The sequence below is a fragment of the Sphingomonas sp. SAFR-052 genome (assembly GCF_051965015.1).
In the GTDB taxonomy this organism is placed as follows: Bacteria; Pseudomonadota; Alphaproteobacteria; order Sphingomonadales; family Sphingomonadaceae; genus Sphingomonas.
The window spans coordinates 270457-287854 of the sequence record NZ_JBQCMO010000004.1 but is presented as its reverse complement, the minus strand read 5'-3'; the positions used below and the strand labels follow the sequence as shown (position 1 = coordinate 287854).

Below are 17398 nucleotides of genomic sequence, written 5' to 3'. Positions count from 1 at the left end.
CAGGCGGGGATTTACGGCCTCACCCGCAAGCCGTTGTTTTGTTCGGCCTTGGCCCCCCACCTACGCGGGGTGCGGAGAGGGCCGGGGTAGGACGAAGACGTTTGCCGAGGTCCCACGACCATAAGAACCGCGAAACCGCCCGTCAAAACTCCTTAATCAGCCGCACCCCGCCGACCGGCCGCGCCGGTTCACCGCGCTGACGATCCACGCCGGCACCCAGTTGCACATTCACCTTGTCGGCCAGCGGCGCATGGAATTGCGGGATCAGCGCGATGCCGCCGTCGCGATGCGACTTGTAATTGACCTCCAGCCCGACGACCCGGTCGCGGGTAAGGTCGTAAAAGGTCGAATGATTGACCAGCAGCCCGGCATCGCTTTCCGACTGCCCCAGCCGCACGTCGCCAACCCCGACCATCGTCATCGTGCTCAACCGTTCATTGTGCCGCCGCCCCAGCATATAAAGCAGCGCTTGCGACGTCCGCCTGCTCTCGCGTTCGTATATGCCGAGAAACTGGACGCCGTGGACGATCCGCCCCTGGTCCATCGTACCGAACGTCGCCTGCGCCCCCATCTTCAGTTCCGCCAGCCGCGTCCCTTCGAACGGCAATTCGAACTCCAGCGCGAAACCATCGGCGATCGTATATTCGACCTCCGGTGCCCATTCGAGCGCGCGCTCCTGTCCCGACAGCGGAGACAGCGCGAGCACATTGGTCTCCAGCTCCCCGCGCCGTGCGCCCATCGGGCGAACCATGTCGAACACCATCGGTTCGGGAATGTCGGGATAGGCATTTGCCTCGGCACCGAATGCCGGGGCGGCGGTGGCAATGGCGAGCGTAAGCGCAGCGAGACGGCGACTAAACATCGATAGATCAAACCCTTTTCGTGAGCGGGCGGTGTAGCGCAGGATCACGGGGCCGCAAACCGCAGCGGTCCCGAACGCCGCTCGCCCGGCCGCAGGGACATCTGCGGCGCTATCGAACGTTCGTGCGATGGATCGACAGGGGAGAGGCCAATGACGACCGCGATGGTGATCGGCGCGAATGGCGGGATCGGCGCGGCATTGGTCGCGGCGCTCGCAGCCTCCGGGCGCTATGATCATGTCATTGCCGCCGCGCGACGCGAACCGGCGACGCTGCCCGCCGGGGTGACTTATGCCGCGATCGATGTCGCCGATCCGGCCTCGATAGCTGCCGCGGCCGCGCGGATCGACACGCCGCTGACCCGAGTGATCGTCGCCACCGGTATCCTGCACGACGAAGCGGGCGGACCGGAGCGCTCGCTGCGCGATCTCGACGCCGCACGCCTCGCGCATCTGTTCGCGGTCAACGCCATCGGCCCGGCGCTGGTGCTGAAGCATTTCGTGCCGCTGCTGCCCCGGGATGCGCCCGCCGCCATCGGCTGCATCTCGGCCCGGATCGGCAGCATCTCCGACAATCGCCTCGGCGGCTGGTACGGCTATCGCGCGTCGAAGGCGGCGCTCAACCAGATCGTCCGCACCGCAGCGATCGAACTCGCGCGCAGCCGGCCGCAGGCCGTATGCGTCGCGCTCCACCCCGGCACCGTCGACACGGGCCTGAGCAAACCGTTCCAGCGCGGCGTGCCGGCGCAGAAGCTGTTCACCCCCGCTTATAGTGCCGAGCAGCTCCTCGCCGTGCTCGACGGCTTGACCCCGGCACAGAGCGGTCGCATCTTCGCCTGGGACGGCAGCGAAATCGCACCATGACCTATCCGTCGATCGACCCGCCCAGCGATGCGTTCACCAATCCGCCATCGACGGTGATCGTCTCGCCCACCACATAGTCCCCGCCGCGCGACGCGAGGTAGATCGCCGCCGCCGCCATATCCTCATCGACCCCGATCCGCCCGGCAGGAATACGCTTCGCCACTCCGTCGCCATGGTCGCGCGCGGCCTTGTTCATGTCGCTGGCAAACGCCCCCGGCGCGATCGAGCTGACATGGATCGCATCGGCCACCAGCCGCGCCGCCATCCGCCGGGTCAGGTGGATCAGCGCCGCCTTCGACGCCTGATAGCTGTACGTCTCCCACGGATTGACCCGCTGTCCGTCGATCGAGGTGATGTTGATGACCTTGGCCGGCCGCGCGCGCGATGCCGCGGCCTTCAGCATCGGGTGCAGCGCCTGCGTCAGGAAGAAGGGCGATTTCACGTTCAGGTCCATGACCTTGTCCCAGCCGTTTTCGGGGAACGTCTCGAACGCCTCGCCCCATGCTGCGCCGGCATTGTTGACGAGGATGTCGAGCCGGTCGGTCTGCGCCGCCAACCGGTCGGCGAGCGCACGGCATCCCTCGACGCTCGACACGTCCTGCGGCAGCGCGGTCGCGCCGATCGCCTCCGCGGTCTCGATGCAGGCATCGGCCTTGCGCGCGGAGATGAACACGCGTGCCCCCTGCGCCACGAACCCCGCCGCGATCATCCGCCCGATGCCGCGCGATCCCCCGGTGACCAGCGCGACACGTCCGTCGAGGCGGAACAGGCTGGCAGTGTCCATAAACGCTCCTGTGGCAAACCGGATCTTCGAATCGTCCGGTTCGTCAGGATGGCAGGCGATACCCGATCACGCAATCGGGCGCGCCGCCCGCAAGCGACGCGCCCGTCCGCGCTTAGGTGGCGTGGATCAGATCCGACCGAGCCGGTGGTACAGATGGGCGAATTTGCTCGATTGCGGCTGGTCGGCGATCGTCTGGATATGCGTCGCCAGCGCTTCCTTGAGCAACCGGAAATCCTCGGTCGAGAACACGGCGCGGCTGCGGGTCGGTTCGGGCATCGTACTTCTCCTCTCTGATGGTTCAGGCGGCCCTGTCGAACTGGGCCGTTTCGGTGGATTCTTTCAGCGCAGTGGTCGAGCTGCTCCCTCCGGCCAGCGTCGTCGCGACCAGATCGAAATAGCCGGTGCCTACCTCGCGCTGGTGACGGGTCGCGGTATAGCCATTGGCCTCAGCGGCGAATTCGGCCTGTTGCAGCTCGCTATACGCCGCCATCCCCCGGTCGCGATAACCGCGCGCCAGTTCGAACATGCCGTAGTTGAGCTGGTGGAAGCCGGCCAGCGTCACGAACTGGAACTTGTACCCCATCGCCCCGATCTCGCGCTGGAAGCGGGCGATGTCGTCGCGGTCGAGATTCTTCTCCCAGTTGAACGACGGCGAACAATTATAGGCGAGCAGCTTGTTCGGATATTGCGCCCGGATCGCCTCGGCAAAGCGCCGCGCATCGGCGAGGTTCGGCTTGCTCGTCTCCCACCACAACAGGTCGGCATGTTCGGCAAAGGCGAGGCCGCGTGCGATGCAATGATCGACCCCGGTCCTGTCCTTCAGCCGGAAGAACCCCTCGGGCGTCCGCTCGCCGGTCAGGAACGGATGATCGCGCTCGTCGATGTCCGAGGTAATCAGCCGTGCGCTCTCCGCATCGGTCCGCGCACAGATGATCGTCGGCACGCCCGCCACATCCGCCGCCAGCCGCGCCGCATCGAGGTTGCGGATATGCGCCTGGGTCGGGATCAGCACCTTGCCGCCGAGGTGCCCGCACTTCTTTTCCGATGCCAGCTGGTCCTCATAATGCACGCCCGCGACGCCGGCGGCGATATAGGCCTTCATGATCTCGAAACAGTTGAGTGGTCCGCCAAAGCCAGCCTCGGCATCGGCGACGATCGGCGCATACCAGTCGCGCGTCGCACCGCCCTCCATATGCTCGATCTGGTCGGCGCGCGCGAGCGTCGCGTTGATCCGCTTCGCCAGTTCCGGCCCGGCGTTCGACGGATAGAGCGACTGGTCGGGATACATCTGCCCGGCGGTGTTGGCATCGGCCGCCACCTGCCAGCCCGACAGGTAGATCGCCTTCAGCCCCGCGCGCACCATCTGCATCGCCTGATTGCCCGACAGCGCGCCCAGCGCATGGACATAGTCCTCGCTGTGCAGCAATTCCCACAACCGGTTCGCGCCACGCCGCGCCAGCGTATGCTCGACCGCGACCGACCCGCGCAGCTTCGCGACGTCGGCGGCCGTGTAAGGGCGGGTGATCCCGTCGAAGCGGCCGGGCGGGGCGGGGACCAGATCGGCGATGTCCATTGTCATGTCCTTTACAGCGCAGGTTTTCGTTGACACCGATATGCCGCTGGCGAACCTGGTCTGTCAGTCGTGACGCACCGAAATTCCGGTTGCACTGTCGCGCACGCTGGTGTTGCTGTTGTCATAATGTAAATTCATGACAGGGGCGGCCCATGGAAACCAAGCTCTTCGCCGGCCACGCCGTCCGCCGCTTGCGCCGCGGACAGGCGCTGACGCAGGCGGCAATGGCCGACCTGCTCGGCGTCTCGCCCAGTTATCTCAACCTGATCGAGCGCAATCAGCGTCCGTTGACCGCGACGTTGCTGGTGGCGCTCGCCGAACGCTTCGGCTTCGACGCGCGCACGCTGGCTGCCAGCGAACCGGCAGGGGGCGCCGATGCGCTGCGCCGCCGCCTCGCCGACCCGATGTTCGCCGACCTCGCGCTCGACCGTGGCGACATCGCCGAGTGGCTGGCCAGCGCTCCGGGCGGTGCCGAAGCCTTTGCCCGCGCCTTCGACCGGTTGGGCGGCGGGGCAGGGGAGACGATCACCGCCGACCCCGCCGTCGAAGCCCGCGCCGCGATCGAGCGCTGGCGCAACCACTTCCCCGACCTCGACGCACAGGCCGAAGCACTCGCCGACGAGCTGCGCCAGAGCGGCGGCGATGCGGCGGCGGCGATGGCCGATCGCCTGCGCGTCCGCCATCACCTGTCGGTCCGCCTGCTGCCGGTCGAGGCGATGCCCGACCGCCTGCACCGCACCGACCTGCACGCCCGCCAGTTGCAATTGTCCGAACGCCTCGACCCCGCCTCGCGCAGCTTCGCGCTCGCCCGCGCGTTGGGTCATGCCGAGGCCCGCGCCGAAGTCGATGCGGTGGTGCGCGGTGCCGGCCTGACCGATCGTACCGCCGAACTCTGGCTGCGCCGCCATCTCCACGGCTATTTCGCCGCCGCGGTCATGATGCCCTATGCCCGCTTCCTGCGCGCGTGCGAGGCGACCGGCTACGACATCGCGCTGCTCGGCCGCCGCTTCGGGGCGGGGTTCGAACATGTCGCCCATCGCCTAACCACGCTCCACCGCGTCGGCGCGCGGGGCCTGTCCTTCTGCCTGCTCCGCCTCGACCGCGCCGGCCAGATCTCGAAGCGTTTCGCCGGCGCCAGCCAGTCGCCGCTGGTCGAAGGCGCGCCATGCCCGCTGCTCGGCGCGTTCGACGCCTTTGCCAGAAGCGGGGAAGCGATCGTGCAACTGGTCGAACCCGAAGCCGGTGGCCGCTGGCTGACCATCGCCCGCACCGTCACCCCGCCCGGTGCGCTGGCCGGCGAAGTCCGCGCGCGCTTCGTCGTCATGCTCGGCATCGCCGCCGAACAAGCCGCAGGCCTCGCCGCCGCGCGTGGCCTCGACCTGACCGCGCGCGGCGTACCCGTCGGGGCGGGGTGCCGCGCCTGCACCCGTGGCGACTGTCCGCAACGCTCCGCTCCGCCCGTCGGCCGCGCCATGCGCCTCGACGATCGCGATGGCGGCCTGACCCCCTTCGCCTTTGCCGGCGATTAGGATTATCGTGCGTTTACATCTCCGTTAACCAAGTTCTGGCAGGAACAGGCCATGCGAGTCCTCCATATCCTCGATCATGGTCTGCCGCTGCACAGTGGGTACAGCTTCCGCACCCGCGCGATCCTGACCGCGCAGATGGCGCGCGGCTGGAGCGTCGCCGCCGTCACCGGCGCACGGCAGGGCGCGCGCGACCGCGCGGCCGAGACGATCGACGGCATCGACTTCCACCGCACCGTGCCGCCGCGCAGCCTGCCGGCACCCTTGGCCGAACTCGCCGAAATCCGCGCCTTCGCCGCACGCATCGACGACGTGGTCGCGCAATTCCGCCCCGACATCCTCCACGCCCATTCGCCCGTCCTCGACGCACTCGCCGCACTGAAGGTCGCCCGCAAGCGCGCTCTGCCTTTGGTCTATGAGATCCGCGCATTTTGGGAAGACGCCGCGGTCGGCAACGGCACCGGCACCGAAGGCTCGTCCCGCTACCGCGCGACTCGCGCGCTCGAGACCTGGGCGGTGCGCCGCGCCGATGGCGTCGCGGTCATCTGCGAAGGATTGCGCGGCGACCTGATCGCGCGCGGCATCGATCCGGCCAAGATCATGGTCTCGCCCAATGGCGTCGACCTGACCCTGTTCGGCGATCCGCCCGTGCCCGACGCCGCGCTCGCCGCCGAGCTCGATCTGACGGGCAAGGAGGTGCTGGGGTATCTCGGCAGCTTCTACGATTACGAAGGGCTCGACACGCTGATCGCGGCGATGCCCGCGCTGGTCGCCACGCGCCCGAACGTCCGCCTGCTGCTGGTCGGCGGCGGCCCGATGGAATCGGCCCTGCGCGCCCAGGCCGCAGCGTCCGACGCCGCGCACGCGATCCGCTTCATCGGCCGCGTCCCGCATCACGAAGTCGAACGCTACTATGGACTCGTCGATCTACTCGTATATCCCCGTAAAGCGATGCGCCTGACCGATCTCGTCACCCCGCTCAAACCGCTCGAGGCGATGGCACAGCGCCGGCTGGTCGCCGCGTCCGATGTCGGCGGCCATCGCGAACTGATCCGCGACGGGGACACCGGCACGCTCTTCGCCCCCGACGATCCCGCCGCGCTCGCCGCCCGCGTCGCGGCACTGCTCGCCGACCGGTCGGGTTGGGAGCCGATGCGCGACCGCGCGCGCGCCTTCGTCGAATCGGAACGCAACTGGGCGGCGAACGTCGCCCGCTACCAGCCGCTCTATCAGCGGCTGATCGGTCCTACCGCCGACGCTGCCGTCACCACCGCCCGCCCGCTGGTCGACGCATGAAGCGCGCGCAGGTCCCCGTCGTCGCGATCTTCACCGCGCTCACTGTCGCGCTGGTCATCGCGCTGCTGCCGGTCTGGCGGATCGAGGCTGCGGTGGAGGCAAGCGGCCTGCCGGCGCTGCTCCCCGCCGCCGCGCCGCCGCTGGGCATGACCGCGCGGGTCGTGCTGATGCTCGCCGCCGCGACGCTGATCGCCGGGCCGCTATGGATCGGGCTGTGGCTGTTGCTGCCCGTCAAGCGCAAGCGCCGCCCCGCCACGGCCGAACCCAGCGTCCGCCGTGCCGACGCCCATCCCGACGCCCCGCCGCGCCCGCCGGTCCGCGCGACTCGCGACCTCGGCAAGCCGTTCCTCGATCCGCTCGACCCGGTCGAGACCGAAATGGACCTGCCGCGCGACCTGAACGTGCCGATGGCGATCTTCGACCCTGCCGCCGTGCCGCCGGTCCCCGCCGCCCCGGCCCAGGCGGTCCGCCCGCTGTTCCGCCCGACGCCGGTACCTGCCGAAGAAACCACTATCGACACCGACGCCGTCTCCGCGCCCCCCGAACCGGAGGCGTCGATGCCGCCGACCCCGCTCGAAGCGCCGCCCGCCGAACCGATCGCGGCAACGCCAGAGCCTGAGCCGGAGCCCGAGGAGGTCGTGCCGCTGCTCGCCCCCGAACCGCCGGTCGCACCGGTCGTGACCGAAGCCGTCGCCGCCCCCGAAGCCGACGAACCGCCGGTCGAGGCAGCGGCCCAACCCGACATCCCGCCCGCCGAACCGGTCATCGAACCCGCGCCCTTGCCCAGCCTCGACGCGCTGCTCGACCGCCTCGACCACGGCCTGCAACGCCGCCGCTCCGCCGAGATCGAGCGTCAGGAAGCCGCCAAGGCCCAATCCACCGGCCTAGCGTCCGCCCTCGGCGCCCTCCGCCGAATGGCCGGCGGAGAGTAACGAAAGGCCCTCTCCCCGAACAGGGGAGAGGGATACCGAAGCTTGCCGGCTAAGCTGGCTAGCGCAGGTTGGGAGAGGGGCGAGCGAGCCTACCGACTCGCGCGCTCGCCCAAGCGAGCGCCCACCAACCCTCACCGCTCCTCGACCGTCAACACCTCCACCACGACCCTATCCCCCGACCGCGCCACCACCGCGACATCGGCGACCAGATGCCCGCGCAACGGCAGTTCCGCCTCGGCCAGCGCCGCGACCCACGCATCGAACGCGACGCCCGAACCGCCGATCGGCACGCGATGCCGCGCCCCGACAAAGGTCGCGCTCGCCCAGCGCGTCCAATCCGACTCGCCGACCGTCGCCGCGACCCCCGCTGCCTCCGCCGCGATCCGCAGCCGCCGTTCGAGCAGCGTCGCCGCATCTGGCCCCCGGCTCAATGCCGCTGCTCCTGCGCGTCGATATACGCCTCGATCTTCGCGATCAGCGGCGGGCGCGGCTGCCGCCCGTTGCGCAGGTCGCCGACCAGTCGCGGATCGCCCGCCGCGCGCCGCCCGAACAGCGTTTCCGGTGTACCCGTCGCCTGCAAATGCTGGCTGATCCGCTGCAATATCGTGTGCATCCATGCCTCCCGTCCGTCACTCCAACTCTGTTCCCGTTCTTGATCTGTTCCTTGAAATCCAACTTGTCTAGGAAAAATCCTATGGGTAGGATTGCACCATGGAATCGAACGATATTCGTGCCGCGATTGCGCGGCTGGCCGGGGAACGGGGCGTCAGCCTTGCCGAACTGTCGCGCGTGCTCGGCCGCAACCCGGCCTATCTCCAGCAATTCATCGAACGCGGATCGCCGCGCCGGCTGGCGGAGCGGGACCGAGCGACGCTCGCCCGCTATCTGGGCGTTGCCGAATCGCTGCTCGGCGGTCCGCCCGACAATCCGCTGATCGCAATTCCCCGTATCGACGCTGCCGCTTCGGCCGGGCCGGGGGGACTGGTCGAGGACGATCGCGGTGACGGCGCGCTCCGCATCGACGGCGCGCTGCTGCGCCAGTTGCGGGTGCGCCCCGACAACGCCTCGATGATCACCGTCGCCGGCGATTCGATGCAGCCGACCCTATCCGATGGCGACGCGATCCTAGTCGACCGCGGCGACCGGCGCGGCGTGTCGGGCGCGATCCATGTCGTGCGCCATGACGGCGTCCTGCTCGTCAAACGCCTCGCCCGCACCCGCGACGGCGTCGAACTGGTCAGCGACAACCCGGCCTATCCGCCGATCGCGGTCGCCGGCCAGCCCGATATCGTCGGCCGCGTGGTCTGGCTGGCGCGCACGCTGTAGCATTTCCTACAGCCCCGCCCTTTGCGATGGTCGCCGCGTTCCTTGAAATGTCCCGAACCGCCAGGACACCCCCGTGTCACCTTATCCGCCGAAAAATGCGCCTAAATCATTACAAAACAACAAATAATACCGCCGAACAATCTTGACGCAGTGTCAACTTCGTCAACTTTCAGACCCGGTCGCGCCGCCAGATAATCACGGCAATTCCGACGCCTAGCGCCAGCCCGACCAGCAACCCGATCGTCGCCTCGCCGAACATCGCGCCGATGATGGCACCGCCCAGCGTGCCGAGCGCGATCGGCATCCCGCCGGCCTTGGGGCTTTGCGAAGGTCTGTTCATGCCCGATCCCTTGCCACACCCGCCGCGCCCGCGCCACCGCGTCCCGTCCGTGCCACCCCGGCACGCCCCGCCGTCCCGCATCGGGATAGTCGGGGAGGCGGTAACCATCGTCTCCCGCGGCAAACGCGGTCGGTACGGTTCCGGCACGAACCGTGTTACAAGCGCCGCCATGCTCGATTCGATCGCCCTGCCGCCGTACATCTCCGACGCTTCCGATCTGGCGACGGCGCATGAGCTGATCTCCGATTTCGGCGCGCGCGCCGCCGACGAAGCCGTCGCCCGCGCCGCCGATGCCCGCGACAACGACAATGTCATCCAGTTCTGCCGCTGGCGACAGGTCGCTCGGCTCGTCAATCTGCTCGCACGGCCCGGCGTCTGGGGCACGATTCACTGACCTTGGCCCTTGGCGGGGGGCGGGCTGCTCCGCTAGGACCGCTGTCATGTCGAGCTGCCGGCTTGCCGTGCTGTTGAGCGCCGGATGGCTCGCCTTTGCGGGCCCGGCGGCGTTCGCGCAGGAAACGCCGCTCGATCCCAATGCGCCGATGGCCGATCTGCCCGACATCGGCGTCGCCTGGCCCGACCTGTCGACCGCGCCAACCGATCCCGATGCGACCGCCGGACCGCAGCGCGCCGGCGGCGAATTCCGCTATAATTACCGCATCACCGGCATCGACAGCATCAATACCGACCTGTTCCGCCAGCGGTTCAACGAACTCTCGACACTGCGCGCCAACGAAGGCGAACCCGCCAACGCCGCGCAGATCGACCGCCGCGCGCGCGAGGATGCGCGGCTGCTCGACGAACTGCTTCGCAACGAAGGCTATTTCGACGCGCGCATTTCGACCAGTGTCCGTCCCGAAGGCGAGCGGCTGATCGTCTATCTCGAGGTCGAACCCGGTCAGCTCTACCGCTTCGCGCAGGTCCGCACCCCCGGCATCGCCGCCGCGGGCGACAAGGCGCCGGAGTTGCGCGACGCTTTCCCGATCAAGCCCGAAACCCCCGTACAGGGCGACAGCGTCGTCGCCGCGCAGGACCAGCTGACCCAGACGATCGGTCGCGAAGGCTTTCCCTTCGCCAAGGTGGGCGCGCCCGAGATCACCGTCGACCATGCCACCCGCACCGCGACGCTCGACATCGCGGTCGCGCCGGGTGGCGAGCGTCGCTTCGGCCGGATCGTCACCGCGCCCAACCGCATTTTCGACGGCGACCATGCGCAGGACATCGCCCGCTTCAAACCCGGCGAGACCTATGACTCGACGCTGGTCGACGATCTACGCCGAGCCATCGTCCAGACCAGCCTCGTGTCGCAGGTCCGCCTGACCCCGGTCGAGGGGGCGACGCCCGGCACCGTCGACCTCGACCTCGCCATGGAGCCTGCCCCGCCGCGGACCATCGCCGGCGAGATCGGCTATGGCACCGGCGAAGGCGCGCGGATCGAGGCGAGCTGGACCCATCGCAACCTGTTCCCGCCCGAAGGCGCGCTGACGCTACGCGGCGTGCTCGGCACGCTCGAACAGGTCGCGGCGGTCACGTTCCGCCGCAACAATTTCCATGGCCGCGACCGGGTGCTGACCGCGCAGGTCGCTGCGACCCATCTCGTCCGCAACGCCTTCGAAGCGAACACCGTCTCGCTGTCGGCCGGGTTGGAGCGGCAGACCAATATCTTCTTTCAAAAGACCTGGACCTGGTCGCTCGGCGGCGAACTGGTCGCGACCGACGAACGCGACGTGATCGTCGCCACCGGCGAACCGCGCCGCCGCACCTATTTCATCGGCGCGCTGCCCAGCAGCCTGAATTACGACGGCTCCGACGACCTGCTCAACCCGACGAAAGGCTTCCGGCTGGGCGGGCGGATCAGCCCCGAATTGTCGCTGCAGGGGCAGGTGTTCGGCTATACCCGCGCCCAGATCGACGCGAGCGTCTACCGCCCGGTCACCGGCCGCGTCGTGCTGGCCGGGCGCACCCGCATCGGATCGATCCTCGGCGCCCCGCGCGATGCCGTCGCGCCGTCGCGGCGTTTCTATGCCGGTGGCGGCGCATCGGTGCGCGGCTATGGGTTTCAGGACATCGGCCCCCGCGATCCGAACAACGATCCGATCGGCGGCCGCAGCCTCGCCGAGTTTTCGCTCGAGGCCCGCGTCCGTGCCTTCGGCAATTTCGGGGTCGTGCCGTTCCTCGACGCCGGCAATATCTACACCTCGACGCTGCCGCGCTTCACCGGCATGCGCTTCGGCACCGGCATCGGGGTCCGCTACTACAGCAATTTTGGGCCGATCCGCGTAGATGTCGGCACCCCGATCAACCCGCAGCGCGGCGACCCGCGCGTCGCCGTCTATGTCTCGCTGGGGCAGGCCTTTTGACCGAGGCGCTAGCCGACACCGCACCTGCGCCGAAGCGCCGGATCGGTTGGGGGCGTCGCCTCGCGCAGTTGGTGGCGGCGATCGTCATCGCCATTGCCGGGCTGCTGGTCGTCATCGATACCGGCCCCGGCCACCGGCTGATCGCGAACAAGATCGCGACGCTGAAACCCGCCAACGGCATGCGCTATCGCATCGGCCGCATCGACGGGTCGATCTACACCCGCGCGCGGCTGATCGACGTGCGCATCTACGATCCCAAGGGGCTGGTGCTGCGCGCGCCGGCGGCCGATCTCGACTGGCGGCCTTGGGAATTCTGGTCGAACCGGCTGGCGATCACCAGCCTGACCATCCCGCGCGCCATCCTCGCCAAGCTCCCGCAACCCAACCCGACCGGACGCAAGGGCCCGATCCTGCCCGGTTTCGACATCCGTATCGGCCGGCTGAGCGTCGAGCGCCTCGAACTCGGCAAGGGCGTGACCGGCACCGCCCGCATCGGTCGCCTTGCCGGACAGGCCGATATCCGCTCGGGCCGGGCGCTGGTCGATCTGGCGCTCGACATCGCCAATAGCGACCGGCTGCGCCTGCGCCTCGATGCCGAACCCGATCGCGACCGGTTCGATGTCGATCTGCGCGCCCGCGGCGTCGCCGACGGCCTGCTCGCCACCGCCAGCGGTATCCGCCGGCCCCTGTCGGTCGAGGTGTCGGGTGACGGCCGCTGGTCGGCATGGGACGGTCGCGCCGTGGCCGATGCCGGCCGCGCCCGTCTGATCGACTTGACGCTCGGCGTCCGCGCCGGCCGCTATACGCTCGGCGGCACGCTCGCCCCCTCGACGCTGTTGCAGGGCAAGCTGCAACGCCTGACCGCGCCGCAGGTCCGCGTCACCGGCAGCGCGACCTTCGCCAATCGGCGCATCGGCGGCGTCCTCGCGCTGCGCAGTCCGGCGCTGGCGCTGGAAGCCGATGGCATCGTCGACCTCGGCACCAGCGCTTTCCGCGATCTGCGCCTACGCGCGCGCCTGCTGCGCCCCGCCGCGCTGTTCCCCAACATGACCGGCCGCGACATCGAACTCCGCGCGATCCTCGATGGCGAATTTTCGACCGCGCGCTTCGACTATCGCCTGCGCGCCGCCCGGCTCGCTTTCGACCAGACCGGCTTCGAGAGCGTCGTGGCCGCAGGGCAGGGGCGTTTCTCCAAGGCACCGGTGATCGTCCCGATCCGGCTGGCGGCGGCGCGGGTGACCGGGGTCGGCGATGTCGGGGGCGGCATCCTGCGCAACCTGTCGGTCACGGGCAGGCTCGCGGTCGGCACGCGTACGCTAGTCGGCAACGACCTGATCGTCCGGTCGGACAAGCTCAACGGGCGCATCATGCTGACCCTCGATCTGGCGACCGGCCGCTATGAGGTCGGGATCAGCGGCGCGCTGCAACGCTATCTGATCCCCGGCCTCGGGCTGGTCGATGTCCAGACCCGGCTGACCGCGGTGCCGATCCCCGGGGGCGGTACCCGTATCGTCGGGCGCGGACTGGCGCAGGTCCGCCGGCTCGACAACGGCTTCTTCCGTTCGCTGACGCAAGGGTTGCCGCGGATCGAAACCGCGCTGGAACGCGGCAATGACGGCATCCTCTATCTGCGCGGTCTGCGGCTGACCTCGCCCGGCCTGACCCTTAGCGGCAACGGTTATCGCCGCCGCGACGGCACCTTCCATTTCGAAGGCAGCGGGCGGCAGGCGACCTATGGTCCCGTCCAGCTTGTCCTCGACGGCAATATTTCGAAACCGACGCTCGACCTGCGTTTCGCGTCGCCCAACGTCATGCTCGGCCTTGCCGATGTCGTCGCGCATCTCGACCCGACGCCCGAAGGCTTCGCCTATCGCGCCGCCGGCGGATCGCGGCTGGGGCCGTTCACCGCCAATGGCCGCATCCTGTTGCCAAGCGGCGGCACCGCCCGCATCGCCGTCGACGAACTGGAGGTCAGCGGCACCCGCGCCAACGGCGCCGTCGATATCGTCGAGGACGGCTTTCTCGGGCAACTGAACGTCGATGGCGGCGGCATCGCCGGCACCATCGCCTTCCGTCCGCAGGGCAGCGACCAGCGCATCGACATCGCGCTCGATGTCGCCCGCGCCCGGCTGGGGGCTGCGGGCATGGTCCGGCGCGGGCGGCTGGAGGCGGGGATCGTGCTGGCGGAGGGCGGCACGACCCTCGACGCGACCGTCACCGCGCAAGGGTTCCGCCGCGGCCAATTGTCGATCGCGCGGTTGGCCGGCAGCGCGAAGCTGGTGAACGGCGTCGGCGAAGTCCGCGCAGCCATCGCCGGATCGCGCGGTCGCGCCTTCTCGATCCAAAGCGTGACGCAGGTCGCAACCGACAGCTATACGATCTCCGCCGAAGGTACGCTCGACCGCCGCCCGCTCAAACTCGAAACCCCGGCGGTCCTGCGCCGCGAAGGGGAGGGCTGGCGCCTTGCCCCGACTCGCTTCAGCTTCGCCGGCGGCACCGCCACGGTCGGCGGCGCGTTCGGCGCGACCGCCGGCGAACTGACCCTCGACGTCGCGCGCATGCCGCTGGCGGTACTCGATATCGGCTATCCGGGACTGGGCCTGGGCGGCACCGCGTCGGGCAGGATCGCCTATGCGCTGAGTGGCGATACGCCCAGCGGCCGGGTCGACATGACCGTGCGCGGCCTCAGCCGGTCGGGACTGGTCCTGTCATCGACCCCGATCGATGTCGGCATCGCCGCCGTGCTCGACGCCAACCGCGCCGGGGTGCGCGCGGTGATGGCCAGCGGCGGCAAGACGATCGGTCGCGCCCAGGCCCGCTTGGCGCCGCTGGGGCAGGGCGACCTCGCCACCCGTATCGCCAACGCGCCGCTGATCGCGCAGCTTCGCTATGGGGGCCCCGCCGATACGCTGTGGCGGCTGACCGGCATCGAATTGTTCGACCTGTCCGGCCCGGTCGCGGTCGGTGCCGACGTGTCCGGGCGCCTTGCCGACCCGCGCATCCGTGGCGTCGTCCGCTCCAGCGGCGCGCGCATCGAAAGCGCGATCACCGGCACCGTGCTGACCGGGGTCGAGGCGCAGGGCCGCTTCGACGGATCGCGGCTGGTCATCGATCGCTTCGCCGCCAGTGACGGGCGACAGGGGCGGGTGACCGGCACCGGCGCGTTCGAATTCGCATCGGTGCGCGGCTTCGGCATCGACCTGTCGCTCAACGCCGATCGCGCACGGCTCATCAATACCGATTCGATCGGCGCGACCGTTACCGGCCCGATCGCGATCCGCAGCGACGGGGCGGGCGGCACCATTTCCGGACAGGTGCGGATGGATGGCAGCCGCTATCGCCTCGGCCGTGCTACCGCCACCGCGCCGCTGCCGCGCCTCAATATCCGCGAGATCAACCGTCCCGATGGCGACGACGAAACCGCCGCTGCCGTCGTGCCGTGGAAGCTCGACCTGAAGGCGCGCGCGCCGGGCGGGCTGATCGTCACCGGCCTTGGCCTCACCAGCGAATGGTCCGCCGACCTCGCCATCACCGGCGAACCGACCAACCCGATCATCAACGGTCGTGCCGATCTGGTCCGCGGCGATTACGAATTTGCCGGCCGCGAATTCCGCGTCGATCGCGGTGTGTTGCGCTTCAACGGCGAAAGCCCTGCCGACCCCGCGCTCGATATCGTCGCCGCCGCCGACACCCAGGGGCTGAACGCCACGATCCGCGTCGCCGGCACCGCAACCCGCCCCGAAATCAGCTTCCAGAGCGTACCCGCGCTGCCCGAGGACGAATTGCTGTCGCGGCTGTTGTTCGGCACCTCGATCACCAACCTTTCGGCCCCGGAGGCGCTGCAACTCGCCGCCGCCGTCGCCGCGCTCCAAAATGGCGAGGGCGGCCTCAACCCGATCAACGCCGTCCGCCGCGCCGCCGGCCTCGACCGGCTGCGCATCCTCCCCGCCGATCCGCAGACGGGGCAGGGGACGTCGGTCGCGGCCGGCAAATATCTGACGCGGCGCTTCTATGCGGAGATCGTTACCGACGGGCAGGGCTATTCCGCCACCCGCATCGAGTTCCAGGTGACCCGCTGGCTGTCGCTGCTCGCCTCGATCTCGACGCTCGGCCGCCAGAGCACCAACGTCCGCATCTCCCGTGACTATTGACCTCCTCGGCTTACCCCGTTCGGTTCGAGCAGCTTCGAGCTTGTCGAGAAGCGTCTGTCGAGAACACGCCCCCGCCCTTTCCTACAAACCGGAAGATGGTCAGAGTGCCCGCGCTCTTTGACACGTCCAGCCCATCAACGCCTTCTCGACGGACGCTTCTCGAATTCTCTTGAAGCAAACGGGGGGTAATTGCTTACTCAGCAAAGCCACCCACCGCGCAAGACGCGAGCAAGTATGAACTTAGTGAACTTTGACCCGATCAAGCCAACGCGCGCACCGGCACGGATGCGCTGTACAGGCTCTTGCCCGCCTCGTCGCGCAGGTCGAACGACAGCAGGTCGCCCGCCACCTGCACCATGCCGAACCCCGCCGCCGCGCGGCAGAAGCGGGTGCCCTCGACCGGCGAAACCGGCCGCGCCTCCATGCCGCCGCCGCACTGGATCATGTCGATCCCGTCGCGGCGGATATGCTGCAGATCGTGGTCGTGCCCGGCGATATAGGCCTGCACCCCGTGTCGGTTTAGGATCGGCAGCACCTGCGCGATGATCTCCGGCTGATCGCCATGGCCGCTGCCGCCCGACCGGATCGGATGGTGGCCGGTGACCAGCTTCCACTTGGCGCGCGACTGCGACAGCGCGTGGTCGAGCCATGCCAGTTGCGCCTTGGTATCCTGCGACCGGGTATTGCTGCCGATCGGGCCATCGTTGCTGCGATAGCGTTCGACGAAGGGCGAGGTGTCGATCGCGAACAGATCGGCATCGGCGCGCACCAGCGCCGCATCGGCGACCTGATAATAACGCGCCGGCATCCGCCACCGCTTGCTGCGCGCCGCATAGTCGAGCTGCGCCTGCGGATTGCCGCGATAGTCGTGATTGCCAAGCAGCGCATACCACGGCACCTGCAACGCCGGGTGGGTATAGACTCCCTCGAACACCGACTGCCACAGCGGGTCATCGACCGACGCCACCCCGTCGCTGTAGAAATTGTCGCCGATCGCCAGCACGAAATCGCTCCGCGCCGCCGCCGCCGCCCGGCCCATCGCCGCCGCGACATGATGCTGTTCGGGCGTATCGCGCCCCCAGTCGCCCAGCACCGCGAAGGTGCAGCCTTTCGACGGCTTCTCCCGCGCAGCTGCCGCCGGCGGCACGGTCAGCCCGGCGGCCCCGACGGCGAACCCGCTTAGCAAGGTGCGACGGTCGAGGAGGATGGTCATGCGGGCTGGTCCTGCTGGCGGGTTGCTGGAAAGCGATAAGACACGGAGATGTGACGTTTCTGTGGCAGGCGGAGTGGTTGACGGGGGCGCCCGCTTTCTCTCTCGCGGCGGGAGAGGGACGGAGCGGCGCAGGCGCGGAAGGGCGAGGGTGCTTCTTCAGCGGCTGCCGCCGAT

At 69.0% G+C, this 17398-nt stretch carries 16 protein-coding genes; 8 read left to right on the top strand and 8 right to left on the bottom strand.

Going from position 1 to position 17398, the window contains the following annotated elements:
* Positions 1–142: 142 nt before the first annotated feature.
* Entirely contained in the window at positions 143–862 is a 720-nt protein-coding gene (locus ACTHQV_RS09225) for a hypothetical protein (protein WP_440489773.1), read from the bottom strand.
* 150 nt (positions 863–1012) lie between these two features.
* Between ACTHQV_RS09225 and ACTHQV_RS09220 the strand changes: the two genes are divergently transcribed.
* The gene (locus ACTHQV_RS09220; protein ID WP_440489771.1) at positions 1013–1723 is read left to right on the top strand and encodes an SDR family NAD(P)-dependent oxidoreductase; all 711 of its coding nucleotides are present in this window, start codon (positions 1013–1015) and stop codon (positions 1721–1723) included.
* 1 nt (position 1724) lies between these two features.
* On the opposite strand, the gene ACTHQV_RS09215 is transcribed toward ACTHQV_RS09220, so the two are convergent.
* From ACTHQV_RS09215 to aceA, 3 genes are all read right to left on the bottom strand, one after another.
* On the bottom strand, positions 1725–2507 hold the full coding sequence (locus tag ACTHQV_RS09215; RefSeq protein ID WP_440489770.1) for an SDR family oxidoreductase: 783 nt from the start codon (positions 2505–2507) through the stop codon (positions 1725–1727).
* Between the two features lie 126 nt (positions 2508–2633).
* Positions 2634–2783: a hypothetical protein gene (locus ACTHQV_RS09210; RefSeq protein ID WP_200909444.1), complete on the bottom strand. Its 150-nt coding sequence runs from the start codon at positions 2781–2783 to the stop codon at positions 2634–2636.
* 22 nt (positions 2784–2805) lie between these two features.
* A complete protein-coding gene (gene aceA / locus ACTHQV_RS09205; RefSeq protein WP_440489768.1) occupies positions 2806–4080 on the bottom strand; it encodes an isocitrate lyase in 1275 nt (424 codons plus the stop codon).
* A gap of 152 nt (positions 4081–4232) precedes the next feature.
* Here aceA and ACTHQV_RS09200 point away from each other — a divergent pair, with 152 nt between their 5' ends.
* The 3 genes from ACTHQV_RS09200 to ACTHQV_RS09190 are packed head-to-tail and all read left to right on the top strand — an operon-like array spanning position 4233 to position 7834.
* Positions 4233–5609, top strand: a complete 1377-nt coding sequence (locus ACTHQV_RS09200) for a helix-turn-helix domain-containing protein (RefSeq protein ID WP_440489767.1) — start codon at positions 4233–4235, stop codon at positions 5607–5609.
* A 51-nt stretch (positions 5610–5660) separates the two neighbouring features.
* Complete coding sequence (locus ACTHQV_RS09195) at positions 5661–6902, top strand: TIGR04063 family PEP-CTERM/XrtA system glycosyltransferase (RefSeq protein ID WP_440489766.1); 1242 nt, start codon at positions 5661–5663, stop codon at positions 6900–6902.
* A complete protein-coding gene (locus tag ACTHQV_RS09190) occupies positions 6899–7834 on the top strand; it encodes a hypothetical protein (RefSeq protein ID WP_440489765.1) in 936 nt (311 codons plus the stop codon). Before ACTHQV_RS09195 ends, ACTHQV_RS09190 begins: the two co-directional genes overlap by 4 nt.
* Before the next feature lie 131 nt (positions 7835–7965).
* Here the strand turns inward: ACTHQV_RS09190 and ACTHQV_RS09185 are convergent, their stop codons facing one another.
* On the bottom strand, positions 7966–8265 hold the full coding sequence (locus tag ACTHQV_RS09185) for a hypothetical protein (protein ID WP_440489764.1): 300 nt from the start codon (positions 8263–8265) through the stop codon (positions 7966–7968).
* Positions 8262–8447 carry a hypothetical protein gene (locus ACTHQV_RS09180; RefSeq protein ID WP_440489763.1) on the bottom strand — a complete coding sequence of 62 codons (186 nt, stop codon included), beginning with the start codon at positions 8445–8447 and terminating at the stop codon, positions 8262–8264. Before ACTHQV_RS09180 ends, ACTHQV_RS09185 begins: the two co-directional genes overlap by 4 nt.
* 98 nt (positions 8448–8545) lie before the next feature.
* Here ACTHQV_RS09180 and ACTHQV_RS09175 point away from each other — a divergent pair, with 98 nt between their 5' ends.
* Positions 8546–9160 carry a S24 family peptidase gene (locus ACTHQV_RS09175; protein WP_440489761.1) on the top strand — a complete coding sequence of 205 codons (615 nt, stop codon included), beginning with the start codon at positions 8546–8548 and terminating at the stop codon, positions 9158–9160.
* A 169-nt stretch (positions 9161–9329) separates the two neighbouring features.
* On the opposite strand, the gene ACTHQV_RS09170 is transcribed toward ACTHQV_RS09175, so the two are convergent.
* Complete coding sequence (locus ACTHQV_RS09170) at positions 9330–9500, bottom strand: hypothetical protein (RefSeq protein WP_440489760.1); 171 nt, start codon at positions 9498–9500, stop codon at positions 9330–9332.
* A 169-nt stretch (positions 9501–9669) separates the two neighbouring features.
* Between ACTHQV_RS09170 and ACTHQV_RS09165 the strand changes: the two genes are divergently transcribed.
* From ACTHQV_RS09165 to ACTHQV_RS09155, 3 genes are read left to right on the top strand one after another with little or no spacing between them, the layout of a single operon-like run.
* Complete coding sequence (locus ACTHQV_RS09165; protein ID WP_440489759.1) at positions 9670–9894, top strand: hypothetical protein; 225 nt, start codon at positions 9670–9672, stop codon at positions 9892–9894.
* Between the two features lie 46 nt (positions 9895–9940).
* A complete protein-coding gene (locus tag ACTHQV_RS09160; protein WP_440489757.1) occupies positions 9941–11860 on the top strand; it encodes an autotransporter assembly complex protein TamA in 1920 nt (639 codons plus the stop codon).
* Positions 11857–16011, top strand: a complete 4155-nt coding sequence (locus ACTHQV_RS09155; protein ID WP_440489756.1) for a translocation/assembly module TamB domain-containing protein — start codon at positions 11857–11859, stop codon at positions 16009–16011. The genes ACTHQV_RS09160 and ACTHQV_RS09155 overlap by 4 nt, the downstream gene beginning before the upstream one ends.
* Positions 16012–16270: 259 nt before the next feature.
* On the opposite strand, the gene ACTHQV_RS09150 is transcribed toward ACTHQV_RS09155, so the two are convergent.
* Positions 16271–17224 (bottom strand): metallophosphoesterase, encoded by a 954-nt coding sequence (locus tag ACTHQV_RS09150; RefSeq protein ID WP_440489754.1) that lies wholly within the window; start codon positions 17222–17224, stop codon positions 16271–16273.
* Positions 17225–17398: the final 174 nt, after the last annotated feature.